Origin of the sequence: Methylobacterium haplocladii (assembly GCF_007992175.1) — a bacterium.
GTDB lineage: Bacteria > Pseudomonadota > Alphaproteobacteria > Rhizobiales > Beijerinckiaceae > Methylobacterium > Methylobacterium haplocladii.
Genome location: NZ_BJZT01000011.1, coordinates 77,665 through 102,988, shown reverse-complemented (window position 1 = coordinate 102,988; position 25,324 = coordinate 77,665). Strand labels below are relative to the sequence as shown.

Sequence of the window (25,324 nt, the reverse complement as noted above, 5' to 3'; positions counted from 1 at the left end):
CCGGCGGGCCGCCGCTCTCGCTCCAGCGCAGGCTCAGGCGAATCGCGGCGCCGCGCTGCACCGTCCAGGCGATGCCGATCTTGCCGCAGTCGTTGGACAGGGCGCCGTACTTCACGGCGTTGGTGCCGAGCTCGTGCAGAGCCATGGCGATCGACAGGGCGAGGCGGGGCGGCAGTCGCAGCGGCGGCCCCGACACCGAGAAGCGCGACGTCTGCGCGCCGCCGTCGAGAGGACGGATCGCGTCGGCGACCACGGCGCCCATCTCGGCACCCTCCCAGTTCTCGCGGGTCAGCACGTCGTGCACCCGTGCGAGCGCCAGAAGGCGATTCTCGAACGCCCCCCGCGCGGCCTCGGCCTCCTCGCCTTCGAGGCCGCGCAACGATTGCTGCGCGATCGACTGGACGGTGGCGAGCGTGTTCTTCACGCGGTGATTCAGTTCGTTGATGAGCAGCATGAGATGCTCTTCGGCGCGCTTGGCATCGGTGATGTCGATGTTGCAGCCGGTGAAGCCGAGGAACCCGCCGGTCTCGTCGAGACGCGGGACGCCTTCGCAACGCAGCCACCGCACGCCGCCGTTGCGGTCGATCACGCGCATCTCGGCCTTGAACGGCTGCCGATGCTCGACGGCCTCTTCGAACAGAGCCGCGAACGCCGGCAGGTCCGGCGGATGAATGATCTTGTGCCAGCCGTCGCCCGACATCTCGGCATAGGGCCGGCCGAAGAGCTGGTCGAAATGCATGTTGGCGAAGACGATCTCGCCGTTCTCGTCGGTCATCCAGATCAGCGCCGGCGCGGAATCGGCGACGAGCCGGAAGCGGGCCTCGCTCTCGCGCAGCGCCGAGAGCCCGCGTTGGGTGTCGGCGAGCGCCCGGTCGCGTTCCTCGCTACGCGTGCGCAGACGCAGGGAGGCGTCGGCCAGCACGTCGCCGAGGCGGCGGATCTCGTGGATCGGCGAGGAAATGCGCGGGATCGCCTGACCCCGCGACAGGGCCGGTCCCGTGGCCGCGAGCTGGCGCAGCGGCCGCGAGACCCGGGACCAGAGATGCACGGCGAGGGCCGACGAGGTGGCGAGCACGAGCAGGCCGAAGCCGCCGAAGGCCCAGATCCAGCGGCGCAGGCGCGCTTCCACGAGATGCTGGGGGATACTGGCCGCCACCGTCCATCCGCTGAAGCGCGAGCGTTCCTCGACGACGGTCACCGGCTTGAATGCCCGGTCCTTGCCCTCCCAGACGCCGGGCGTCTCGGTGATGCGCTGGCGCAGGGTCGCGAGCCGCGGGCGGCCGACCGTGCCCGAGAGCTCCGGCACCCGCGACAGCACGGTACCGTCGCGGTCGGACACGCCGGTGGCCCAGCCCTCGACGTGATCGCGGACGAGGATGGCATCGAGACGGCTCAGCGGCACCGAATAGCTCAGGATGAACTTCACCCCGCTGTCGAGCTTCACCGCCACGGCGATGGCGTAGGTCGCCCCCGACGGGTCCGCAGCGCCGAGATAGCCGGTGACCACCGAGCGCTGGATGCCGCCGGCGATCTCGTCGTCGAACGGCATCGGGGTGTTGGGCAGCGGTGCGCCGGGCTTGAGCGCCGTGTTCACGACCTGCTGGCCGTCGGGGCGGCGCAGCACGATCTCGAGGCCGATCGTGTCGCGCACCAGCCGGGCCTGGGCGTCGAAGCTCTCGAATTCACCGTTGCGTAGCCGGGGCGACGTCGCGAGCGTCTGCAGCCCGGCGACGAGCCCGGCGGTGTCGCGCTCGATGGCGAGCGAGATGCCGCGGACGTTCTCCCGGGCATCCTGTTCGAACCGCGCGCGCTCGGTCGCGGCGTAGCGGGCGAGCAGGATCGCGGTGAAGATCAGGCCGGGCCCGATCAGCGCGATCACCAGCATGATCAGGTAGAATTGCGTTGAGAAGCCGCGCTCGTCGAGTCGCGCCAGGACGCGCCGGATCATCGTCCACCGCCGCTCGCGGGGCCGTTCGCCGGTCGCCGTTGCCCCGGTCTCAGGTCGCATGCCGTGCATCACCGCCGACCCTCATCGCCGAGCGCCGGATCACGCCCGGTCCTGCCCGTCGCTCGCCGCTGCGGCGCCGTCGACATGGCCGAGGTCGCGGCCCGGATCGATGCGATCGCGGACCCGCTGCTTGAGCGCCTTGACGTCGGGGAAGCCGCCATCGCGCACCCGCTCCCAGACCGTCTCGCCGTCCACCACGATGGAGAAGACACCTCCTCGCCCCGGGACGAGGGCGACCTCGCCGAGGCTTTCGCCGAAGGTCGACAACAGCTCCTGCGCCATCCAGCCCGCCCGCAGCAGCCAACGGCACTGCGTGCAGTAGGTGATCGCGACCCGGGGCTTCGCCACGCCGGAGAACGGTACTTCCATGGCGGCACAGCGCTACCAACCGCTGCTCCTTGTCAACCGGGGCGGTGAATGGTGCGAGCGCATCCGCACCCTTTCCGTCGGACGGGCGCGTTCCCATGTCACGCTTCGCCGGCCGCGCGTCAGATTTCGGCGCGCAGACGGCAACGACACTGAGCAGACCTGCGTCGGCAGTCCAGCGCCGGTCTGCCCGGTGTATGGTCCGATCGCAGGTTTTATCCCGGAAAGCCGCGAAGCGCCGTCCCGAAACCGGTTCAGGAGATCGTCGATGCGTCAGGGTTCGGTCTTCGCAAGCCCGCCGCGGTCCCCCGTGGCTGCACGCATCGTCGGTGCGCTTCTGGCGATGCTGTTCGCGACATGCTTGTCCGGCTGCGGCGCGATCAACCGGGTACCGACGCTGGAGGAGCAGGCCAAGTCCTCTTGGAGCGAGGTCCAGAACCAGTATCAGCGCCGGGCCGACCTGATCCCGAACCTCGTCGAGACGGTGAAGGGCTACGCCAAGCAGGAGCAGGACACCCTGACCAAGGTCGTCGAGGCGCGGGCCAAGGCGACGAGCGTGCAGGTCGACGCCTCCACCGTCAGCGATCCGGAAAAGTTCAAGCAGTTCCAGGACGCGCAGAACCAGCTCTCCGGCGCGCTCGGCCGGCTGCTCGCCACCGTCGAGGCCTATCCCGACCTGAAGTCGAACCAGAACTTCCTGGCGCTGCAATCGCAGCTCGAGGGCACCGAGAACCGCATCGCCGTCGCGCGCCGCGACTACATCGGGGCGGTCCGGGCCTACAACACCGAGATCCGCACGATTCCGGGCCGCTGGATCGCCTCGTTCTTCTATCCGGACTCAAAGCCGATGGAGACGTTCACGGCCACGCCGAACTCGGAGAAGCCGCCGAACGTGAAGTTCTAGGACTTCGCCAACTCCGGACCGACGGAATTGAAGCCTCACTCCGTCTCCCCGGGGCTCGCCACAGGCGAGAATCCGGGGTCCACCCGACACGTGGCGCCCAGTCGTGGGTTCCGGGTTCCGCTTCGCGGCCCCGGAATGACGGAGATGATGTCGAGCAGGTCGATGCAGACGTGGCAGAGCGCCAGCCCAGCCCCATCCAAGCAGACGCGCAAGAATTCGGCCGCCCAATTCGGGACGCGTCTCCTTGCACCGCTCGCAGCGCTGTTCTTTCTCGTCTTCAGCGGACTCGCCCACGCGGCCGAGCCGCCGTTCCCGCCTCTAAATGGCCGGGTGACGGACGCAGCCGGCGTTCTCCCACCGGAAATCCGCCAGCGACTCACCGAAAAACTCAAGGCACACGAGGACAAGAGCGGCGACCAGCTCGTCGTCGCCACCGTATCGAACCTGCAGGGCCTGACCGTCGAGGATTACGCCAACCGGCTGTTTCGTGCCTGGAAGCTCGGCGAGGCCAAGCGGAACAACGGTGCGCTGCTGCTGGTCGCCCCGAACGACCGCAAGGTCCGCATCGAGGTCGGCTACGGCCTGGAGGGCGCGATCACCGACGCGGTCTCGAAGGTGATCATCACCACGGCGATCGTCCCGAAGTTCAAGCAGGGCGACATCCCCGGCGGCATCGAGGCCGGCGCGGATGCGATCCTCTCGATCATGGCAGGCGATGCCGAGCAATGGCAGCGCCGCGCACCGGTGCGCAGCGATGCGGTGAACGGCATCGAGGTCGTGTTCTGGATCGTCGTGATCCTGTTCCTCGTCATCGTCGTCTGGCGGATGAACTCGAGCGGCGGCGGCTCCGGCGGGCGCAGGCGGGGACGCGGCGGGATGGTCGTGTTTCCGATGCCCTCCTCCGGCGGTTGGAGCGGCGGGTTCTCCGGGGGCGGCGGCTTCTCCGATGGCGGGTTCTCGGGCGGCGGCGGATCGTCCGGCGGCGGAGGTGCTTCCGGTGACTGGTAGCCGCCCTCCCCTCAGCCGCGACGAGCGCGCCGCCGTCGCGGCCGCCATCGCGCAGGCGGAATCCGTGACGAGCGGCGAGATCGTCGTGATCGTCGCCGCCCGTTCCGGCCTCTACCGCTCGGCTGGACCCGTCTTCGCGCTCCTGATGGGCTTGGCTGCGCCCTGGCCGCTGATCGCGCTGACGACGCTCTCCGCCGCGACCATCGCCGCGATCCAGGCTGCGGTGGCCCTGGCCGCGCTCCTGATCGGACTCGACGACCGCCTGCGCATCCGTCTGGTACCGCCGGCGATCCGCCGGGACCGCGTGCGGGCGGCCGCCTGTCGCGAGTTCGGCGCCCGCGGCTTCACCGGCACGCAGGCGCGCACCGGCGTGCTGATCTACCTGGCGCTCGCCGAACACCATGCCGAGATCGTCGCCGACGATGCCGTGCGCGCACGCGTTCCGGACACGACCTGGACCGCCATCATCGGCGATCTCGCGGCGTCGGCGGGGCGCGGCGCACTCGGTCCCGGCCTCGTCGCCGCCGTCGCGCGCGTCGGCACGGTCCTGGCCGTCGAGTTGCCGGCCGGACCGAACCGCAACGAACTTCCGAACCGCGTGATCGTGCTCGATTGAATGGGCTGTTCGCACCGTGCGAGTGAGGCGCACGCGCAACTGGAATTCTTTTGCAGACCGGTTAGAACGACAGTGAAGGCCGACTAAATCAAGAATTCGGCCCAGCTGGGAGAGGCGTCGATGGGCGCGGTACAGAAGCATGGGCCCTGGGCCCTGGTCGGAGCTCTGGGCGCTGCGGCGCTCGCCATCGTGGCCACGCAGAGGGGCGAGTCGATCAACGCCCTCTGGATCGTGGTGGCCGCGGTCTGCGTCTACCTGATCGCCTATCGCTACTATTCGCTGTTCATCTCCGAGAAGGTGATGCAGCTCGATCCGAAGCGGCGGACACCCGCCCACATCCACAACGACGGGCTCGACTACGTCCCCACCAACAAGACCGTGCTGTTCGGCCACCATTTCGCGGCCATCGCGGGCGCCGGCCCCCTCGTCGGCCCGGTGCTCGCGGCGCAGATGGGCTACCTGCCCGGCATGCTCTGGATCCTGGCCGGCGTGGTGCTGGCGGGCGCGGTGCAGGACTTCATGATCCTGTTCATCTCGATGCGTCGCGACGGGCGCTCGCTCGGCGAACTCATCCGGGCCGAACTCGGGGTGATCCCCGGCGTGATCGCCCTGTTCGGCACCTTCATGATCATGATCATCCTGCTCGCCGTGCTGGCGCTGATCGTGGTCAAGGCGCTCGCCGACAGCCCGTGGGGCACCTTCACGGTCGCGGCGACGATCCCGATCGCCATGCTGATGGGCGTCTACGCGCGCTACATCCGGCCGGGTAAGGTCGGCGAGGTCTCGATCGTCGGCTTCGTGCTGCTGATGCTGGCCATCGTCTACGGCGGCCACATCGCCGAGGACCCGTTCTGGCAGCCGCTGTTCACCTTCACCGGGACGCAGCTGACCTGGATGCTGATCGGCTACGGCTTCGTCGCCTCGATCCTGCCGGTCTGGCTACTGCTCGCCCCGCGCGACTACCTCTCGACCTTCCTCAAGATCGGCACCATCGTCGGCCTCGCGCTCGGCATCGCCGTCGTCGCGCCGCACATGCAGATGCCGGCGGTGACCAAGTTCGTCGACGGCACCGGCCCGGTCTGGGCGGGCACGCTGTTCCCGTTCCTGTTCATCACCATCGCCTGCGGCGCGGTCTCCGGCTTCCACGCCCTGATCTCGTCGGGCACCACGCCGAAGCTCATCGACAACGAGAGCCATGCCCGCTTCATCGGTTATGGCGGCATGCTCATGGAGAGCTTCGTCGCGATCATGGCCCTCGTCGCGGCGACCGTGATCGAGCCCGGCATCTACTTCACCATGAACTCGCCCGCCGCCCTCATCGGCACCACGGCCGAGAGCGCGGCGGCCGCCGTCACCAAGCTCGATCCGGCATTCACGATCACGCCTGAGGCGATCACGCAGACCGCCAAGGATGTCGGCGAGACCACGATCATCTCCCGCGCCGGCGGCGCGCCGACCCTCGCGGTGGGCATGGCGCACATCATCTCCTCCGCCATCGGCGGCAAGGCGATGATGGCGTTCTGGTACCATTTCGCGATCCTGTTCGAGGCCCTGTTCATCCTGACCGCGGTCGACGCCGGCACGCGTGCCGGGCGGTTCATGCTGCAGGATCTGCTGGGACTGATCTCGCCGACCTTCAAGAACACCAGCGCCTGGGTCCCGAGCATCCTGGCCACCGGGCTCTGCGTCGCGGCCTGGGGCTACTTCCTCTACCAGGGCGTCACCGATCCGCTCGGGGGCATCAACACGCTCTGGCCGCTCTTCGGCATCTCGAACCAGATGCTCGCGGCCGTTGCGCTGACGCTGGCCACCGTGGTGATCTTCAAGATGAAGCGCGAGCGCTACGCCTTCGTCACGGTCATCCCCACGGTCTGGCTCTGCATCTGCACCCTGACGGCCGGCTGGCAGAAGATCTTCTCCGCCGACCCGAAGATCGGCTTCCTGGCCCAGGCCGAGCGGTTCTCGAACGCGATCGCCGAGGGCAAGGTGCTGGGGCCGGCCAAGAACATGGACCAGATGCACCAGATCGTGCTGAACAACCGCATCGATGCGGCCCTTGCGGTCCTGTTCGTCGGCCTCGTCGTCGCCATCGCCGCCTTCGGCATCAAGGCCTGCGTCAAGGCCTACCGCGCCGACCGCTGGACGGCCCTCGAGGCCGATCCGAAGCTCGCCCCGGCGGAGTGAGGACCATGGCCGCGCCATCGCAGGATCTCCGCACCCGGCTCAAGACCTTCGGGAAATGCGTCTGCGACGGCGCGCGCCTCATGATCGGACAGGGCGACTACGGCGCCTACGTCGCGCACATCGCCAAGACCCATCCGGACCTGCCGCCGATGACCGAGCGCGAGTTTTTTCGAAACCGCGAAAACGCTCGCTTCGGCGTCGGCAACAAGAGCGGCTTTCGGTGTTGCTGAGGGCCTGATAGCCAGCGACGGTCCAGCCACTCCAAAGTGCTCCGCACGCCGGGCGAATCTAGCCTCGAGCCACGGCCGGCCGTTCTGCCATGACGGAGTGGGTCCGGGTGGGCGCCCGTTGCCGCGTTCCGGCGATCTCTTCATCGACCTGTCGCGGCGTTCGACGTGAACGGGACGACGCCTCGTCGACTTTGCACGTGCATCCGCGCCCGCCCCGGCTATCGTGACGGTAAGACGCGGGGGCCTGTCGAATATGAATGCAGTGGGTGCGGTGCCGGCACGGCCGGGCACGGTCGTGTTCGATCGACAGGCCAAGGGCCTGACCGGGATCGCGGTGAAGGGCTTCCTGCTCTCGCTCGCGACCTTCGGCATCTACCGCTTCTGGTACATCACCAACCTGCGGCGCTACTTCTGGAGCCGCACGATCGTGGCGGGTTCGCCCGGCGAATATACCGGCCGCGGCAAGGAGCTGTTTCTCGGCTTCCTGGTGGCGCTGGCCATCCTCGTGCCGATCTACATCGTGCTGTTCGCGCTCGGCTTCGCCTATCCGCCGCTCGCGCCCGTCGCCGGCCCGATCACCTTCGTGTTCCTGTTCCTGCTCGGCCAGTACGCGATCTTTCGGGGACGCCGCTACCGGGCCTCACGCACCTTCTGGCGCGGCATCCGGCTCGGACAGGACGGCTCGGCGCTCGCCTATGTCGGGCTCGCGACCGGCTGGTGGCTCCTGACGCTCGTCACCCTCGGAATCGCCTTTCCCTGGATGCGCGCGAGTCTGGAGCGATACCGGATCAACCACACCCTCGTCGGCGAGAGCCGCATGACCTCGACGGCGCGCGGCGGCATGATCCTGAAGCCGTGGCTTCTGTTCTATCTGGTCGCCCTCGGCCCGCTCTTCGCCAGCATCCTCGCCCTTCTCGTCGCCAACGACTTTTCGATTCCCGCGGATCTGATGATCGCCGACCCGGGCAAGCCTGGAAAGTTCGTCTTCAACCCGGACTATGCCGGCACTCCGCTCGCCATCTACGGCGGCGTGGTCGCGATCGTCGCCGCGATCTTCATTCCCCTGGCGCTGTTCCTGATCCCCTATTACCGGGCCCGCGAGACCCGCGCCTTCATGAACGCCGCGGCGCTCGGTACGGCATGCCTGCACTCGACGCTGAAGGCGCGGCAGTTCTACTGGCCATACATCGTCTACATGCTGTCGATCCTCGGCTACCTCGCGGCGATCGGCATCGTGCTCGGCGGCAGCGCGTATCTGATCCAGACGAGCGGTCTCGGCACCGGCGCGCAGGCGCTCCTCGTGGTCGGGATGGTCGTCGCCTATCTCGGCAGCCTGCTGCTCTTCGCGGTGCTGTACGTTCGGGTGATCACCGTGCGTCTCTGGCGGGCGGTGACCGACACCACGACCATCGAGAACGTCCAGGCCCTCGACGCCGTGCTGGCCTCCTCCCGGCGCACCGCCAGCGGACTCAACGAGGGCTTGGCCGACGCCCTCGACGTCGGCGGCGCCCTCGAAATCGGGTTCTAGAGCATGGTGCGGGAAGGTGGAGACCGGTTTTCCGAAACCATCACGCGAAACCAAGGCCCTAGAGCATGCTGCTGTTTGCGTGAAAAGGCAGCATGTTCGAGGCGGTTGCCCGGCCGTTCAGGTCCGGCCGGGGCGGCACGCTGCCGATGACCGTGCCGGCCGAGGCCATCGTTGCGACGGGAACCCTCTTCGACGGGCGGAGTGCCCGACCGAATCCGGTCACCATCCATCTCGGCGAGCGGCTCGAGATCACAGGCGCCGGGATCCGCGAGGATTGGAGCCTGTTCGACATCCGAGCCGGCGAGACCGAACCGCCGACGATGCGGATCGGCGTCGCCGGCAGCCCGATCCGGGTCGAGTTCACCCATCAGGCGCTGGCAGCGGCGCTGGCGGCGCGCTGTCCCGATCTCCGCGTCGACGACGAGAAGCGCGGCGGGGTGCTGCGCCTCGTGCTCTGGTCGATCGCGGCGGGCGTGTCGGTGCTGCTCGCGGCGATCTACGGCGTTCCGGTCGCCGCCGGCATCCTTGCGCCCCTAGTGCCGCAGCCGGTCGAGATGCGCTTCGGCCTCGCCGTCGACGGGCAGATCGTGTCCCTTCTCGGCGATCCGCCACTCTGCGCGGAGCCGGCGGCGAAGTCCGTGCTCGACCGCCTCGTCGCGCGTATGACCGAGGGCGCCGGCCTGCCGGGCGACCCCGTCGTCAGCATACGCCGGCACGCGGTCGCCAACGCGCTGACGCTGCCCGACGCCCGGGTGATCGTTCTGTCGGACATCCTCGCCAAGTCGAAGACCCCCGACGAGTTCGCCGGCATTCTGGCCCACGAGTTCGGGCACGTGGCGGCCCGCGACCCGACGCGTGCGGTCATCACCGCCGGCGGCGTCTCGTTCCTGCTGAGCCTGATCCTCGGCGACCTCACCGGCTCGACGGTGATCGTCGGCGTCGGACAGGCAGCGATCTCGGCGGGCTATTCGCGCGATGCCGAGCGCGCAGCCGACGCCTACGGCGTCGCGATGCTGGCGCGCGCCGGCGGCGACGGCGCGGCCCTCGCCGCGGTCCTGGAGCGCATCGATTCCGATGCCGACACGGAGGCCTCGCCGACCGGCTTTCTGCGCAGTCACCCTTATACGAGGGATCGCGCTGTGAAGATCCGCGACCTGGCGGGTGAGAAACCACAAGGACGGCAGGTGCTCTCCGAGGACGACTGGCAAACGTTGCAGGGCATTTGCGCAGCCGAGCCGGCGAAGCCCGCAACGGACAGAAACCAGCGGCCCTGAGGTCTGCCCCGAACGATGGATACCCGTTCGCCCCGAGGGGGCGCGACACGAAACGTGGCCGGCTGTGATCGATTTCCAGGCAATCGGGCGCGGTATCCGCAGAAAGGCTGAATTATCATAAATCAGCTTTAACGCGTCGCAGGATACGGTCCGGTCTGCAGAGCAGCGATCCCGGTCCACGACGATGCAGGAAACGGAACCGACACGGCCGATCGAGACGCCACGAGGCATCGGCGCGCGGGCGTCGTGGCACCGTGCATCGATGCCGTTCGCGCTCCTCGCGTCGTGTCTGGGACTCGTCCTGTTCATCGCTTGGGCGACAGGCGGCCTGCGCGAAGCGGAACAGGTCGTCGCGCGAAACTACGCCGATTCGTTGAAGGCCCTCGACGAGGTCCGCACCGCGGCATCCGATCTCTCTCATCTGCAGATCGACCATCTGCGGGCGCGGATCGCGACCAACCCCGACGAGCGGGCGCAGATCGCGAGCGGGATCGCCGCACGGCATCGAACCCTCACGGCCAATCTCGGCGTCATCGCCGCTCGCACCCGCGCCGTACGGGTGAGCCAGGCGGCGGTCTCCGCACAGGACGCAGTGAACATCTGGCATGATGCCATTTGGGTGGCGTCCGGCGAGCAAGACCGAACGGCCGAGCGCGAGCGTCTTGCGGATGGCGCACACGCGCAGATCGCTCAGCTCGCCGGTGCGACGGAGAAGCAGGGCCTCCTGTCACGCAAGACGGCGGAAGGCGCCGTCGCCGCACGAATCCGGATGATTGCGGCCGTCGTAGCGGCCGCCGCGGTTTGGATCGCGCTGCTCGCATGGCTCGTCGCCTTCCGCGTCGGCCGTGCCCCTGTCGCCATCCCTCAAAGGAAGAATGCCGAGGCGGCAGCGAAGGCGACGCATCCGATCGCCGCCGAAAACCGACTCAAGGACGTCCTCGACATTGCGCGGGACGGAATCGTCGTCCTCGGCCGGGATCATCGCGTCGTCTACGCCAACCCCTCCGCTGCCGCACTGATCGGCATCCCGGCGGACGCGCTTCGGCCCGGCGAACCGGCGGAGTCCGCCCTGTCTTTCGTGCCCCACGGCGACCTCCAAGCCGGCGAGGCCGATATCGGCCTTGCCGGCGGGCGCTGGCTGCGCGTCAGCCGCAGCCCGATGCCGGACGGTGGAGCCCTGATCGTTTTCGGCGACGTCAGCGATCGAAAGCACCGTGACGCCGGCGCGGAAGCGATTGCCGACAGCCTGCGCACCGCACTCGATTCGATGTCGCAGGGCCTCTGCCTCTACGACGCCGCGCATCGCCTCGTCGTCGCCAACCGGCGCTACGAGGAGATCTACAACCACGAACCCGGCTCGCTCCAGGCCGGCACGACCGCGACGGAGATACTCGAACGCAGCATGGCGGCCGGCAACCACCCGGGCAGCACGCTTTCCGAACTGCTCGACGAAGCCGGACGCGTTCTCGCCACGAGCGACACAGGCGACAACTTCCAGGAGCTCGCCGGGGGCCGTATCGTCCAGATCAATGTCGGCGAGACTGCGGAGGGCGGGTTCGTCGCTACCTATGACGATGTGACCGAACGCTGGCATGCCGAGTCGCGCATCGCCTACATGGCACGCCACGATGGCCTGACCGATCTTCCGAACCGGGTTCTCCTGGCGGAGCGCATCGAGGGTGCGATCACCCAGGCGAGCCGGGAGGCGGGCTTCGGCGTCCATTGCCTGGACCTCGACAATTTCAAACAGATCAACGACACGCTCGGCCACGCGGTCGGAGACGAGTTGCTGCGTGCCGTCGCCCACCGCCTGACCGCCTGCCTGCGCGAGGTCGATACCGTGGCGCGGCTCGGAGGCGACGAATTCGCGATCGTGCAGGCGGGGGTCGAAACGGCCGAGGACGCGGCAGTGCTCGCCCAGCGCATCATCGAGGTCGTCAGCGCCCCCTACGAGCTGGCCGAGCATTCGGTCACGATCGGCGTCAGTATCGGCATCGCGCTCGCCCCCACCGACGGGATGGCGCCCGACAGCCTCCTCAAGAACGCCGACGTCGCACTCTACAAGTCGAAGGGCGACGGTCGCGGCGTGTTCCGCTTCTTCGAGGCGGAGATGGACGACCGCCTCCAGGCGCGCCGCCTGCTCGAGATCGACCTGCGCGCCGCCGTCGCGGCACAGGCTTTCGAACTGCATTACCAGCCGATCTACGACCTGTCGCGGGACCGGATCAGCGGCTTCGAAGCCCTGTTGCGCTGGACCCATCCGACCCGCGGACCGGTCTCGCCGGTGGAGTTCGTGCCGCTGGCCGAGGAGATCGGTCTGATCGTGCCGCTCGGCGAATGGGTGCTGCGCCAGGCCTGCGCCGAAGCGAGCCGCTGGCCCGGCAACCTCAAGATCGCGGTCAACGTCTCGCCGGCCCAGTTCCGCTCCGCGCAGCTCATCAGCACCGTCCGCGAGGCGCTGGCCGAGACCGGGCTCGCCGCGCAGAGGCTCGAACTGGAGATCACCGAGACCGTGCTGCTTGCCAATCGCGGGGCGACGGTCGCCATCCTGCACGCGTTGCGGGCCATGGGCACACGCATCGCGATGGACGATTTCGGAACCGGCTATTCTTCACTGAGCTACCTGCGCAGCTTCCCCTTCGACAAGATGAAGATCGACCAGTCCTTCATCCGCGATCTCACGGTGGAGAACGGGTCGGGCTTCATCGTGCAGGCCGTGATCAGCCTCGGAACCAATCTCGGCATGACCATGACGGCCGAAGGCGTCGAGACCGAGGACCAGCTTGCCCGGCTGCGTGCCGAGGGCTGCGACGAAGCGCAGGGCTATCTGTTCAGCCGGCCTGTCCCGGTATCGCAGATCGCAGGGCTTCTCGAAAAGTGGAACGGCGCGGGCGATGTCGCGCAGGCTGCGTGATCACACAACGAATTCGAGGAACGACAATCTGCCTTGGATCGTTTCAGGCGAAGTTTTCGTCAGGAGTCGATGCGATGTTGAAGGGTGGTCTTCTGTGGCTGATCGGGATCCCGATTCCGGTGATCCTGCTGATCTACTTTTTCACGCCCTGGCTGCACTGATCAGCACTGCGGCCGTCGCGGGCCTGTGAAGGCCCGCGACGGCCGACACTCAGACGATCATTCAGCGGCGTCGAGGCGGGGGCGTTCGATCTCGGCGCGCTCGCGCTTGACGAGTTCGGCCGTCAGGAACGCCACTTCCAGTGCCTGTTCCGCGTTGAGCCGCGGGTCGCAATAGGTGTGGTAGCGGTCCTGCAGATCGTCCGCCGTGAGCGCGCGGGCGCCCCCGGTGCATTCGGTGACGTCCTTGCCTGTCATCTCCAGGTGGATGCCGCCGGCGATGGTGCCTTCCGCACGATGCACGCCGAAGAACGCTTCGATCTCCTGCATCACCCGATCGAACGGCCGCGTCTTGTAGCGGCCGGCCGAGATGGTGTTGCCGTGCATCGGGTCGCAGATCCAGGCGACCTTGCGGCCCTCGCGCTCGACCGCCCGGATCAGTGCCGGCAGGTGGTCGCCGACCTTCTCCGCGCCGAAGCGGCAGATCAGGCTGAGGCGGCCGGGCTCCTCGTTCGGGTTGAGCAGATCGATCAGCCGGATGAGGCCGTCGGCGCTCATCGACGGCCCGCATTTCAGGCCGATCGGGTTTCGGATGCCGCGGGCGTACTCGACATGGGCATGGTCGGGCTGGCGGGTGCGGTCGCCGATCCAGAGCATGTGGCCCGACGTGGCGTACCAGTCGCCGCTCGTCGAATCCACGCGGGTCAGCGCCTCCTCGTAGCCGAGCAGCAGAGCCTCGTGGCTGGTGTAGAAATCGGTGGTGCGCACCTCCTGGTGCGTTTCCGGGTTGATGCCGATCGCCCGCATGAAGTCGAGCGCGTCGGACATCCGGCCGGCGACGTCGGCGTAGCGGGAGGATTGCGGGCTGTCCTTCACGAAACCAAGCATCCAGCGATGCGCGTTTTCGAGGTTGGCATAGCCGCCGGTGGCAAAGGCGCGCAGCAGGTTCAAGGTTGCCGCCGATTGCCGATAGGCCTCGACCTGACGGCGTGGATCGGGCGTGCGGGCCTCGTCCGTGAAGGCGATGCCATTGACGATGTCGCCGCGGTAGCTCGGCAGCGAAACGCTGTCGAGCGTCTCGGTCGGCGACGAGCGCGGCTTCGCGAACTGGCCTGCAATACGCCCGACCTTCACCACCGGCGAGCCGCCGGCATAGGTCAGCACCATCGCCATCTGCAGGAAGACGCGGAAGAAATCGCGGATGGTGTCGGCGGAGTGCTCGTCGAAGCTCTCGGCGCAGTCGCCGCCCTGCAGCAGGAACGCTTCGCCTGCAGCGACGCGGGCGAGCGACGCCTTCAGCTTGCGTGCCTCACCGGCAAAAACCAGCGGCGGAAAGCTCGCGATCTGCGCCTCGACGGCCTGGAGCGCGCCTGCATCCGGATAGGACGGCACCTGCTGTATCGGCAGGTTGCGCCAGCTTTTCGGGGTCCACCGCTCGGCCATGACCGTACTCCGCACACCTCTCGTGCAAGGGCGCGGACTTGGTCCCCGCGCCGAAAGCGCGGCTTATAGAGAGCTTTTCCCGGGGTGGCGAGGTTGAAGACGGGCGTTCCGTTGCAGAGCCGACCGAGATCACCCCTCGTCGACTTCGATCCCATACTCGGCCAGCACCCAGAAGATCGCCTCGAGGTCCTCGGCCGTCACGTCGCGTGGAGGCAGTGCCTCTTCGAGATCGTCGTAGGTCAGCGCTGTCCGACGCTCGGCATCGGCCTTAGCGAGCAGGCGGTCGACCGTGCGGCGGATATCGACCGGCAGCGCGTCGTGGCTCGGCAGGGCATGTCGGCTCGCGCCCTTGAGGGCATCGCTCAGCATGCGATCGATCACCACTTGGCGTCGAGCGTGAGCCGCGTCGTTCGGGTCCGTGTGCTTCCGGTCCATGACATCGAATATGGACCATCCGCGCCCGGCGTCGAGGGCCGTGCAGCCCTGCGCCGCTCAATCGGCTCCGGCAGCCTGCGCGGACTTGGCGACACGAACGGGGATCGCTTTTGCCGCCGGCGTCTTGGCCTGCTCGTCGTGGTGCGAGAGCGGGATCAAGACATTCAACTCAGGATAGTATCCACCGCAATTGCCCGCAGGAATGTCGTACGCCACGACTCTGAGGCCCCTCACCCGACGCACATGACGGTCCGGAGACTCCGTAACGACGTCGACGCTGGCGCCATCGGTGAGGTCGAGCCTGGCGATGTCGGCCACATTCATGAATAGGATCGCCCGCGTGCCTTTCACACCGCGAAACCGGTCGTGGTAGCCGTAGACGGTGGTGTTGAACTGGTCGTTCGAGCGTAGCGTAATGAGGTCGAGCACGTCCGCGTGCCGGGCCGGCATGTCGGGGTCCTCGTCGAGGCCTTCCGGCACGACGAAATTGGCCTTGCCGGTTTCCGTTTCCCAGCGGCGCTCGCGCGCGGCGAGGGGCTTGTGGTTGCCGCCGGGCTCGAACAGGCGGGCGTTGAAGTCCTTGAACACCTTCGGATAGGTCGCCTCGATCGCGTCGCGCACCCTGGCATAGTCGCCGACCCAGGCATCCCAATCGACCTTCGGGTTCGGGTCGAGCGTCGCCTTGGCGATGCCGGCGACGATCCACGGCTCGGAGCGGACGTGGTCGCTGACGGGCTTGGTTACGCCGATGGAGCCGTGGAAGCACGAGGTCGAATCCTCCATCGAGACCGCCTGTTGGCCGCCAGCCTGTTCGTCGATCTCGATGCGTCCGAGGCAGGGCAGCAGGTAGGCGACCGTGCCGTTGACGAGGTGCGAGCGGTTGAGTTTCGTTGCGATCTGCACGGTCAGGCGCATGCCGCGCCAAGCCTCTTCCATCCGCTCCGTATCGGGAATTGCGCGCACGAAATTCCCGCCCAGCCCGATGAAGGCCTTCACCGTCCCGGCGATGATGCCCTCGCAGGTCTCGACGGTGTTCATCCCCTTCTCACGAGGCGGCGCGAAGGCATACATCTCGGCGAGCCGGTCGAGGGGCACCTGTTCGGGCTTTTCGGAGATGCCGACGGTGCGCTGGCCCTGCACGTTCGAATGGCCACGCACCGGGCAGAGTCCCGCACCCGGCTTCCCGATATTGCCGCGCAACAACATCAGGTTGACGAGCATCTGCACCGTCTCGGTGCCCTTGCGGTGCTGCGTCAGCCCCATGCCGTAGATGCCGATCACCCGTTTCGCACGGGCGTAGGCCACGGCGGCATCTTCGAGAGCGGCGCGCTTGAGGCCGGACCGCTTTTCCAGCACGGACCAGTCCTGCCCATCACAGAAGGCGACGAACTCGTCCAAGCCGTGGGTGTGCTCGGCGATGAAGGCGACGTCGAGGATGCGAGGTCGCCCTAGCGCCTGCGCCTCGCGGTCCGCCGCGAACAGCGCCTTGCACATCCCGATGATGGCCGCGATGTCGCCGCCCGCCTTGACCTGATGATACTGCGTCGAGATCTGCGTGGACGACTTCGTGAGCATCTCCACCGGCGATTGCGGATTGGTGAAGCGCTCCAGCCCGCGCTCGCGCAGGGGGTTGAAGGTGATGATCGGCACCTTGCGCCGCCGCGCGTCCTGCAGCGGGTGCAGCATCCGCGGCGCGTTCGAGCCGACGTTCTGGCCGAAGAACAGGATGCAGTCGGTGGTCTCGAAATCCTCCAGCACCGTCGTACCCACCGGCACGCCGATCGAGGCCTTCAGGCCGATCGAGGTCGGCTCATGGCACATGTTGGAGGAGTCGGGCAGGTTGTTGTTGCCGTAGAGCCGCGCAAACAGCCCGTACATGTACGAGGTCTCGAGCGAGGCCCGGCCCGACGAATAGTAGACCACCGATTTCGGATCGAGACCACGCAGCTCGCGGCCGATCTCGGAAAAGGCCTCGTCCCACGAGACCGGTGCGTAGCGGTCGCTCGCTGGATCGTAGCGCAGGGGATGGGTGAGCCGCCCCTGCGTCTCCAGGTCGAAATCCGTCCACGTCAGCAGCTCGGCGATCGTATGCTTCGCGAAGAAATCGGGGCCGACGCGCTTGCGGGTCTGCTCCCAGGCCGTCGCCTTGGCGCCGTTCTCGCAATACTCGAACGTCGCGGGCTTGGCAGGCTTCGGCCAGGCGCAGGACACGCACATGAAGCCGCCGGGCTGGTTCTGCTTCAGCAGCATCGCCGCGCCGGAAACCGGGATTTCCTCGCGGGTCAGGATCTCCACCAGCGACTTCGCCGAGCCCCAGCCACCGGCCGGATCGGTATACGGTTCGATTTCGACGTCGCTCACAGGCCGACTCCACGCTGACCTGCGGCAACCTCACCCTGATTCCGTGGTTCCGGCGTTCGCTAAGACGCCGCAGGGCTGGGCGCCCCCTCCCCTACCAGTGCCCATCCGGCGCCCGGCCCTCGCGGATCTCGTCGAGCCGCGCGCGGGTACCCCGTGTCGTGCCCGCAGGCAGCGCGTCGAGCGGGAAGAAGCCGCATTCGGCGATCTCACGGTCGGGCGCCTTGGCCCGCGCCAGGGTGAAGGCCGGCACGACGTAGACCGCGATGTGGTCGCGCCCCCATTGCCGGGAATTCAGGAAGAAGCCGTGCAGGCGCATCGGCAAGCCCGGCTCGACGAGCAGTTCGGCCTCCTCGCGGAACTCGCGCACCATCGATGCGGCGGCTGTCTCGCCCGGCTCGATGCCGCCGCCGGGCAGGTACCAGCCGCGCACGTAGGTGTGGCGGACGAGGCAGACCCGGTTCTCGGCATCGATCGCGATACCGCGCACGCCGAGCGTCATGCCGCGCGTGAGCAGAGCGGCGCCGTGGGCGAGTTGGCGCAGGATGGGACGGTCGAGATTGATGGCCATACGCGGTCGTCCGATCGGTCGGAGGCCAAGGCTTGCGCGTGGGAGCGCCGCGAAATCAAGCCGACCGCTTCTGCTGGCAGTTTCCCCTCATCATCGCGAGCGAAGCGAAGCGATCCAGGGCCGCGTCACCAGCGTTGTGCGTGTGGCTCTGGATCGCTTCGCTTCGCTCGCGATGACGGGCGGAAATCAGGCGCTCGATCCGAAAGCCGGCTCACACCACAAGCAACGAAATCGCCCCCAACCCCTCGATCGCCGCCGTCATCGTCTCGCCCCGCGACACGGCCCCTACCCCGGCCGGAGTCCCTGTAAAAATCACATCGCCGGGGTGGAGTTCGAAATAGGTCGAGAGCAGCGCGACTTGCTCCGGCACCGAGCGGATCATCTCGGAGAGGTTGCCGCTCTGGCGCTCCCGGCCGTCGACCGAGAGGCCAATCGCGCCTCGGGTCGGATGACCGAGCGTGGAAGCGGGATGCAGTGGTCCGATCGGCCCGGAGGCGTCGGCCGCCTTGCCGAGGTCCCAGGGCCGCGACTGGCGCTTGGCCTCGTCCTGCAGGTCGCGCCGGGTCATGTCGAGGCCGACCGCGTAGCCGTAGACATGGGCCAGCGCGTCCGCCTCCGGGATGTCGCGCCCGCCATGGGCCAGCGCCGCCACCAGCTCGACCTCGAAATGGTATTGTTCGGTGCGCGGCGGATAGGGATGGTCCGTCACCGTGCCGTAGGGGACGATCTGCAGCGCATCGGCGGGTTTCAGGAAGAAGAACGGCTCCTCGCGATCCGGGTCGGCGCCCATCTCGCGGGCATGCGCCCCGTAGTTGCGGCCGACGCAGTAGACGCGGCGGACCGGGAACAGATCTTCGCTGCCGACGATCGGCAGAACGATCCGGGGCGGGTTCGGGATGACGGAGAGCATGGCAGCGTCCCTCGCATGGCCACACATCCTGCAAAGGGCGGGGCCTCAGGCTATGTAGAGGCCGATCCCCGACCGGCCAATCCGTTCCTCATGACGCCTTCCCCTGAGACCGCCGAAACGCTCCTCGCAACCCTGCGCGACCGGCTCGGCGAAAAGCACGTCCTGACGGCGGCCGAGGACGTGGCGCCCGCCCTCGTCGAGTCGCGCGGGCTCTACCGAGGCACGGCGCTCGCCGTGGTGCGGCCGGGCAGCACCGAGGAGGTCGCCGCCACGGTCCGTGCCTGCGCTGAGGCCGGCGTGCCGATCGTGGCGCAGGGCGGCAATACCGGGCTCGTCGGCGGGGGCGTGCCCTATGGCGGCATCGTGCTCTCGCTGGCCCGGCTCGATCGCGTCCGCGCGGTGAACCCAGGCGACGCGGCCATCACTGTCGAAGCCGGGGTGATCCTCGCCGACGTGCAGGCGGCGGCGGATGCGGCCGGGATGCTGTTTCCGTTGTCCTATGCGGCCGAGGGCTCGGCCCGGATCGGCGGCAATCTCGCCACCAATGCCGGCGGCACCGCCGTGCTGGCCTACGGCAACGCCCGCGATCTCGTGCTAGGGCTCGAAGTCGTACTTGCCGACGGGCGGATCTGGAACGGGCTGAAGGCGCTCCGAAAAAACAACGCCGGCTACGATCTCAAGCATCTGTTCATCGGATCGGAAGGCACACTCGGCATCATCACGGCAGCGGTGTTGAAGCTGTTTCCGAAGCCGGTGTCGCGCAGCGTCGGCTTCGTCGGGCTGGCCTCGTTCCGCTCGGCCGTCGAACTCTTTTCCCGGATGAGCCGGGCCGCCGACCGCGACCTGACGGCCTTCGAGGTGATCCCGCGCTTCGGCCTCGACATCGTGCTGAAGCACGCACCGGACATGATCCGGCCGCTCCATGGCGGCCACGCGGCCTATGCCCTGGTCGAGCTGTCCTCGACCCGACCCGGCGCCGATACCGCCGCCGAACTGGAGACGCTGCTCGCCGGCGCGATCGAAGACGGCCTCGTCCAGGATGCCACCATCGGCGCGAGCGAGGCGCAGAACGCCGCGCTCTGGGCGCTCCGCGAGCGCTTGCCGGAGACGCAGAAGGCGGAGGGCGGCTCGATCAAGCACGACGTTTCGGTGCCGCTCTCGCGCCTCGCCGATTTCGTCGAGCATGCGACGGAAGCCTGCGAGGCGGCGATGCCGGGCCTGCGCGTCTGTGCCTTCGGTCATGCCGGCGACGGCAACATCCACTTCAACCTCAGCCAGCCCGTCGGCATGGACAAGGCAGCCTTCCTCGGTGAGTGGGGCCGCTTCAACCGCATCGTCCACGACATCGTCATGGAGCTCGACGGCTCGATCGCCGCAGAGCACGGCATCGGACTGATCAAGCGCGACGAACTCGCCCTCTACGGCGACCCCGTCGGCCTCGACCTGATGCGGCGCCTGAAGACGGCGCTCGACCCGCGCGACCTGATGAACCCGGGCAAGATCGTCGCGCTGGGGGACGACCCGCCGGCGGCGCTGCCGGTGTGATACCGATTGCGGTCGATCGGCTGGGCTGGGGCGCATCTCCGCTCGCCCCCCCCGCGCTGCAGCCTGTACGGATCTCATCCGCCATCCCGCCCGCAGCCTCACGCTGAGGTGCCGCAGCGCAGCGGAGGCCTCGAAGGGTCCTCCAGATCCCGCCGCGATCCCTGGGAACCCTTCGAGGCCCGCTGACGCCGGCACCCCAGGGTGAAATTCTGGGTGGAAAGAAAGAAAGAAGAGCGAACGGCTTCGACCCGGATCCGTACAGGCCGTCGCTTAACGCGAAAGGAATTGCGGTTCGAGTCGAAGCAATCAACCAAAAACGGCATCATGCCGATACAGGAATCCTGAAGCGCCTTACGCAGCGCCGTCCCGCAACTGCCGCCGGATGATCTTGCCCGTCGTCGTCATCGGCAGCGCGTCCAGGAATTCGAGTTCGCGTGGATACTCGTGCGCCGACAGGTTCTTTCGCGCGAAGGCCTGAATCTCGGCGGCCAAGTCATCCGAAGCGACGAAGCCCGCGCGCAGCACCACGAACGCCTTCACGATCTCCGTCCGCAGCGGGTCGGGCTTGCCGACGGCCGCGGCAAGCGCCACGGCCGGGTGGCGCAGCAGGCAATCCTCGATCTCGGTGGGGCCGATCCGGTAGGCGGCCGAGGTGATGAGGTCGTCGTCGCGGCCGACGAAGTGGACGTAGCCGTCGGCGTCGCGGCGGGCCGTGTCGCCGGTCATCCACCAGCCGTCGCGAAATTTCTTCGCGGTCGCCTCGGGCTGATTCCAGTAGCCGAGGAACAGCACCGGGTCGGGCGCCTTCACGGCGATCTCCCCGGGCTCGTCGATTCCCGCCTCGCTGCCGTCATCGCGAAGAATGGCGACGCGGTGGCCGGGGACCGGCTTGCCGGTGGAGCCGGGCCGGGCCACGCCGGCGCGTCTGCAGGAAGCGAGGACGAGGTTGCACTCGGTCTGGCCGTAGGCCTCGCCGATGGTGAGGCCGAGCACGTCCCGCGCCCAGGCGAAGGTCTCCGGCCCCAGCGCTTCACCGGCGGAGGCGACGTTGCGCAAGGCCGAGAGGTCGAAGCGCTCGCGCGGCCGCTCGACGCCCCGCAGCATCCGCAAAGCCGTCGGCGGCAGGAACGCGTTGGTCACGCCGAGATCCGCGATGAGCCGTAACGCCGCCTCCGGCTCGAACCGGCCGATCGGCCGCGCCACCACCGGCATGCCTCGCCGCAGGGAGGGCATCAGCACGTTGAGCAGGCCGCCGGCCCAGGCCCAGTCGGACGGCGTCCACATCAGGCCGCCGCCCGCCTCCGGGAAATCGTGCATCATCGACCAGCCCGGCAGGTGGCCGAGGAGCACCCGGTGCCCGTGCAGCGCGCCCTTGGCGAGGCCGGTCGTGCCGGAGGTGTAGATCATCAGGGCCGGGTCGTCCGGTCCCGTGTCGTGCGTCGCGAAGTCCGGCGAAGCCTCGTCCAGCGCCTGCGAGAGCCCTTCGGCCGCATCGGAAGGGCCATCGACCGACAGGAACACCGCCAGCTCCGGCAGCGCGTGCCGGACGGCGTCCAGCTTGGCGAGGCCGGCGGCGTTCGTGACGATGGCCCGGGCGCCGGAATCCGTCAGCCGGTAACGCAGGGCCTCGGCGCCGAACAGGCCGGCAAGCGGCAGTGCGATGGCGCCGAGGCGGTAGGCGGCGCAATGCGCAACGACCACCGCCGCCGATTGCGGCAGCAGCACCGCGACCCGGTCGCCCGGCCCGATGCCGCGCGCCACAAGCGCGTTGGCGAGGCGGTTCGAACCTTCCCGCAGCCGGCCGTAGCTCACCGGCGCGACGGCGCCCGCCTCCGAGACCTCCAGGATCGCCGTACGGCCCGGCTCCGGAAGCGCCCAGCGGTCGCAGACGTCGGCCGCGACGTTGTAGCGATCGGGAATGTCCCAGGAGAACCCGGCGACGAGCGCCGCATGGTCGGACGCGGGGGTCAGCACGTGCGTCGGGCCTGCGGGAACGGCTCAGGCGTCTTCGGGCGGAAAGCCGCCCTTGAACGCGAAGTCGGTAATCGGGCGGCGGCCGGTCGGCTTGCCGCGCTCGCGCTGCTCCTCGGTGAGGCTGTCATGCGGCGTCTTGCGGCCGATGGCGATGGCCGCCTCGATCCGATGCTCCGCCGGCAGTCGCAGCACCTCCGGGGCGCGCTCCCGGTCGAAGCCGCCCATGGCGTGGGCGTGCCAGCCCTGCCGGGTCGCCTGAAGGGCGAGGCTCTGCCAGGCCGCGCCGGCGTCGAAGGAGTGGCTGGCGGAGGGCTTGAGCTCGTCGCCGACCTTCATCTTCTCGCTCGAGGCGATGAACAGGATGGCGCCGGTATCCTGCACCCATTTCTGGTTGCCGGGCACGATCAGGTCGAAGAAGGTCTGCCATTCGGGCGTACCGCGCAGCGCATAGACGAAGCGCCAGGGCTGGGAATTGTAGGAAGACGGCGACCAGCGCGCCGCCTCCAGCATCCGTAACAGCTCGGATTCCGGCACGGCCTCGCCGGTGAAGGCGCGCGGCGACCAGCGCTCGGTGAAGAGCGGATCGATGGCGTGGTCGGGATTCCGAGGGTTCGGCTCTGTCACGGGAGATCGTATCCTGGGTGATGGCGGCAAGTGCCACCTATGCCACGGGCAAAAGCCTCTCGACAGGGGCACCTTTGGCCGGGTCCGTTGCCCTCGGCCGCCCACCGCCCGAGATTGCAGGGGGAGCCCCGTCCGACCAGCGAGCCGCAAGCCATGACCGAATCTGCGGAAACCCTGCTTCTTCGCTCCGACCGCAACGGGGTCGCGACCTTGACCCTCGACCGCCCGAAGGCCCGCAACGCCCTCTCGATCGGCATGCTCGGTGCCCTGCGCGACGCCTTCGCAGATCTTGCTGGAGATGACGAGGTGCGCGCCGTGGTCATCGCGGCCGAGGGGCCGGCCTTCTGCGCGGGGCACGACCTCAAGGAGATGACCGCCTTCCGGGCCGACCCGGACAAGGGCGCCGCGCGCTTCGCTGAGCTCTTCGACCTCTGCTCGGCGGTGATGATGGCCATTCCCGCTCTGCCGCAGCCTGTGATCGCGGCGGTAGAGGGCATCGCCACGGCGGCGGGCTGCCAGCTCGTCGCCTCCTGCGATCTCGCGGTGGCCGGCGCGGAGGCCCGTTTCGCCACGCCCGGCGTGCAGATCGGCCTGTTCTGCTCCACCCCGATGGTGGCGCTCTCGCGCAATCTCTCGCGCAAGGCGGCGATGCGCATGCTGCTGACGGCGGATTTCGCCGACGCGGACGAGGCCAAGGCGCTCGGCCTCGTCAACGACGTGGTGTCGGCCGGCGGCGCGCTGGAGGCGGCGCAGACGCTGGCGGCGGGGATCGCGACGCGCAGCGCATACACCGTGCGGGTCGGCAAGCGCGCCTTCTACGAGCAGCTGGAGATGCCGCTGGCCGAGGCCTACAGCCATGCCGGCCGGGTGATGACCGAGAACATGCTCGCCCGTTCGGCCGAGGCTGGCATCGACGCGTTCTTCGCCAAGCGCGCGCGCTGAGCCAGCCGTTCCTGCGAGCGCTCCACCTTGCCCCTCTCGGCGGGTCGATTCGGCCACGCGCAATTCAATTGCGCTCTCACACCATCGTGACGTCCGACAGACCCTACCAATCGGGGCGTGCGCCCTAGTCTATGCTGCGGCCCCAAGCGCTCGAAAGCGAAGCGCCGTGCCGGAGGATACGCACGACCATGATCAGAACCACGCTCAGCGCCGCAGCTCTTCTCGCGCTCTCCTCGACCGCCGGCTACGCGATCGAGACCTCGAAATCCGTCGATGTCGCCGCGCCGCCCGCGGCCGTCTGGAAGACCATCGGCGATTTCTGCGGGATCGGCCAATGGCATCCGGCCATCGAGAAATGCGCGCCCTCGACGAAGGGCGACAAGGCTATTCGCACGCTGAGCCTCAAGGGCGGCGGCACCATCGTCGAGGAGCAGGTCTCTCGCGACGACAAGAAGATGGACTACACCTACGCCATCGTCGAAAGCCCGCTTCCGGTCTCCGACTACACCTCCACGATCGCGGTCACGCCGAGCGGCAGCGGCTCCAAGGTCACCTGGTCCGGCAAATTCAAGGCGAAGGGCGCCGACGACGCCAAGGCCAAGGAGGTCATCACCGGCATCTACGATGCGGGCCTCGCGGCGATCGCCGCCAAAGCGAAGTAGGCGTGGCCTGACGTCCGGAGCGCCGCTGGGTCTCTCGATCCTGCGGCGCTGTGGGTCGGCATCGTCCCTGGCGAAGTGGCAGCCGCCCGCTAGTTCCGAATGCGTCGCGCGAGGCGTTCGATGCAGAGACGCCCGCGCCGGAGACCGTCCATGATCCGATCCGCTTTCTGTGCCGCCGCGCTCCTGGCGCTGACGGCCACGGCCGCTCCCGCACTCGAAATGGTCAAGGCGGTCACCATCGCCGTGCCGCCCGAAAAGGTCTGGGCCGCCATCGGCAATTTCTGCGGCATCGGCGACTGGCACCCGGCGGTGGAGAATTGCGAAGCCTCGATGCAGGACGGCAAGCCGATCCGAACGCTCACCATCAAGGGCGGAGAGGGCACGATCGTCGAGACCGAGCTGTCCCGTAGCGAAGACAAGATGACCTACAGCTACGCCATGCTCGACGGCATCCTGCCGGTGGCCGGCTACATTTCGACGATCGCCGTGACGCCCGGCGGCGAAGGCTCGCGCGTGACGTGGTTCGGCGTGTTCGAGGCGAAGGGCGTGGACGATGCCAAGGCTTTGGCCAAGATCTCGGAGGTCTACGAAGTCGGCCTCGCCGCCATCGCCGAGAAGGCCAAGGCCGCGAAGTAGGCACACGTCATTGTGACGGATGCACCGCTGCGCT

General features: G+C 68.2%; 21 protein-coding genes. 12 read left to right on the top strand and 9 right to left on the bottom strand.

Annotation, left to right across the window (positions count from 1 at the left end; all coding sequences use genetic code 11):
* Together MHA02_RS06515 and MHA02_RS06510 are read right to left on the bottom strand one after the other, a co-directional pair.
* Nucleotides 1–1,948, bottom strand: a 1,948-nt coding sequence (locus MHA02_RS06515) for a sensor histidine kinase (protein ID WP_147077760.1), incomplete at its 3' end; no start/stop codon positions are given.
* A 99-nt stretch (nt 1,949–2,047) separates the two neighbouring features.
* Entirely contained in the window at nt 2,048–2,377 is a 330-nt protein-coding gene (locus MHA02_RS06510) for an Rdx family protein (RefSeq protein WP_147077737.1), read from the bottom strand.
* Nucleotides 2,378–2,642: 265 nt separating this feature from the next.
* Between MHA02_RS06510 and MHA02_RS06505 the strand changes: the two genes are divergently transcribed.
* The 8 genes from MHA02_RS06505 (at nt 2,643) to MHA02_RS06470 (ending at nt 13,032) form a co-directional block, all read left to right on the top strand.
* On the top strand, nt 2,643–3,278 hold the full coding sequence (locus tag MHA02_RS06505; RefSeq protein WP_147077735.1) for a LemA family protein: 636 nt from the start codon (nt 2,643–2,645) through the stop codon (nt 3,276–3,278).
* A gap of 162 nt (nt 3,279–3,440) precedes the next feature.
* Nucleotides 3,441–4,286 carry a TPM domain-containing protein gene (locus tag MHA02_RS06500; protein WP_147077733.1) on the top strand — a complete coding sequence of 282 codons (846 nt, stop codon included), beginning with the start codon at nt 3,441–3,443 and terminating at the stop codon, nt 4,284–4,286.
* On the top strand, nt 4,276–4,902 hold the full coding sequence (locus tag MHA02_RS06495; protein WP_147077731.1) for a TPM domain-containing protein: 627 nt from the start codon (nt 4,276–4,278) through the stop codon (nt 4,900–4,902). Before MHA02_RS06500 ends, MHA02_RS06495 begins: the two co-directional genes overlap by 11 nt.
* A gap of 120 nt (nt 4,903–5,022) precedes the next feature.
* Entirely contained in the window at nt 5,023–7,086 is a 2,064-nt protein-coding gene (locus MHA02_RS06490; RefSeq protein ID WP_147077729.1) for a carbon starvation CstA family protein, read from the top strand.
* A 5-nt stretch (nt 7,087–7,091) separates the two neighbouring features.
* On the top strand, nt 7,092–7,316 hold the full coding sequence (locus MHA02_RS06485) for a YbdD/YjiX family protein (RefSeq protein WP_147077727.1): 225 nt from the start codon (nt 7,092–7,094) through the stop codon (nt 7,314–7,316).
* A 253-nt stretch (nt 7,317–7,569) separates the two neighbouring features.
* Entirely contained in the window at nt 7,570–8,844 is a 1,275-nt protein-coding gene (locus MHA02_RS06480) for a YjgN family protein (RefSeq protein ID WP_147077725.1), read from the top strand.
* Between the two features lie 146 nt (nt 8,845–8,990).
* Entirely contained in the window at nt 8,991–10,118 is a 1,128-nt protein-coding gene (locus MHA02_RS06475; RefSeq protein ID WP_147077759.1) for a M48 family metallopeptidase, read from the top strand.
* A 262-nt stretch (nt 10,119–10,380) separates the two neighbouring features.
* On the top strand, nt 10,381–13,032 hold the full coding sequence (locus tag MHA02_RS06470) for a putative bifunctional diguanylate cyclase/phosphodiesterase (protein WP_238180435.1): 2,652 nt from the start codon (nt 10,381–10,383) through the stop codon (nt 13,030–13,032).
* Between the two features lie 218 nt (nt 13,033–13,250).
* Here the strand turns inward: MHA02_RS06470 and MHA02_RS06465 are convergent, their stop codons facing one another.
* From MHA02_RS06465 to MHA02_RS06445, 5 genes are all read right to left on the bottom strand, one after another.
* A complete protein-coding gene (locus MHA02_RS06465) occupies nt 13,251–14,633 on the bottom strand; it encodes a class II 3-deoxy-7-phosphoheptulonate synthase (RefSeq protein ID WP_147077723.1) in 1,383 nt (460 codons plus the stop codon).
* 129 nt (nt 14,634–14,762) lie between these two features.
* On the bottom strand, nt 14,763–15,068 hold the full coding sequence (locus tag MHA02_RS06460; protein ID WP_147077721.1) for an RNA polymerase sigma factor region1.1 domain-containing protein: 306 nt from the start codon (nt 15,066–15,068) through the stop codon (nt 14,763–14,765).
* Between the two features lie 57 nt (nt 15,069–15,125).
* Nucleotides 15,126–17,429 (bottom strand): FdhF/YdeP family oxidoreductase, encoded by a 2,304-nt coding sequence (locus MHA02_RS06455; RefSeq protein WP_147077719.1) that lies wholly within the window; start codon nt 17,427–17,429, stop codon nt 15,126–15,128.
* Between the two features lie 91 nt (nt 17,430–17,520).
* Complete coding sequence (locus tag MHA02_RS06450) at nt 17,521–17,997, bottom strand: NUDIX domain-containing protein (RefSeq protein ID WP_147077717.1); 477 nt, start codon at nt 17,995–17,997, stop codon at nt 17,521–17,523.
* Nucleotides 17,998–18,208: 211 nt separating this feature from the next.
* The gene (locus MHA02_RS06445) at nt 18,209–18,907 is read right to left on the bottom strand and encodes a fumarylacetoacetate hydrolase family protein (protein ID WP_147077715.1); all 699 of its coding nucleotides are present in this window, start codon (nt 18,905–18,907) and stop codon (nt 18,209–18,211) included.
* Between the two features lie 90 nt (nt 18,908–18,997).
* Here MHA02_RS06445 and MHA02_RS06440 point away from each other — a divergent pair, with 90 nt between their 5' ends.
* Entirely contained in the window at nt 18,998–20,452 is a 1,455-nt protein-coding gene (locus tag MHA02_RS06440) for an FAD-binding oxidoreductase (RefSeq protein ID WP_147077713.1), read from the top strand.
* A gap of 351 nt (nt 20,453–20,803) precedes the next feature.
* Here the strand turns inward: MHA02_RS06440 and MHA02_RS06435 are convergent, their stop codons facing one another.
* Together MHA02_RS06435 and MHA02_RS06430 are read right to left on the bottom strand one after the other, a co-directional pair.
* A complete protein-coding gene (locus tag MHA02_RS06435) occupies nt 20,804–22,426 on the bottom strand; it encodes an AMP-binding protein (RefSeq protein ID WP_147077711.1) in 1,623 nt (540 codons plus the stop codon).
* Between the two features lie 24 nt (nt 22,427–22,450).
* Entirely contained in the window at nt 22,451–23,050 is a 600-nt protein-coding gene (locus tag MHA02_RS06430) for a nitroreductase family protein (RefSeq protein ID WP_147077709.1), read from the bottom strand.
* Between the two features lie 153 nt (nt 23,051–23,203).
* Here MHA02_RS06430 and MHA02_RS06425 point away from each other — a divergent pair, with 153 nt between their 5' ends.
* The 3 genes from MHA02_RS06425 to MHA02_RS06415 all read left to right on the top strand — a co-directional run bounded on the left by MHA02_RS06425 (nt 23,204) and on the right by MHA02_RS06415 (nt 25,290).
* Nucleotides 23,204–23,992, top strand: a complete 789-nt coding sequence (locus tag MHA02_RS06425) for an enoyl-CoA hydratase (RefSeq protein WP_147077707.1) — start codon at nt 23,204–23,206, stop codon at nt 23,990–23,992.
* A 188-nt stretch (nt 23,993–24,180) separates the two neighbouring features.
* A complete protein-coding gene (locus MHA02_RS06420) occupies nt 24,181–24,654 on the top strand; it encodes an SRPBCC family protein (protein ID WP_147077705.1) in 474 nt (157 codons plus the stop codon).
* 150 nt (nt 24,655–24,804) lie between these two features.
* Nucleotides 24,805–25,290, top strand: a complete 486-nt coding sequence (locus MHA02_RS06415; RefSeq protein ID WP_147077703.1) for an SRPBCC family protein — start codon at nt 24,805–24,807, stop codon at nt 25,288–25,290.
* The last annotated feature ends 34 nt before the right edge of the window (nt 25,291–25,324 follow it).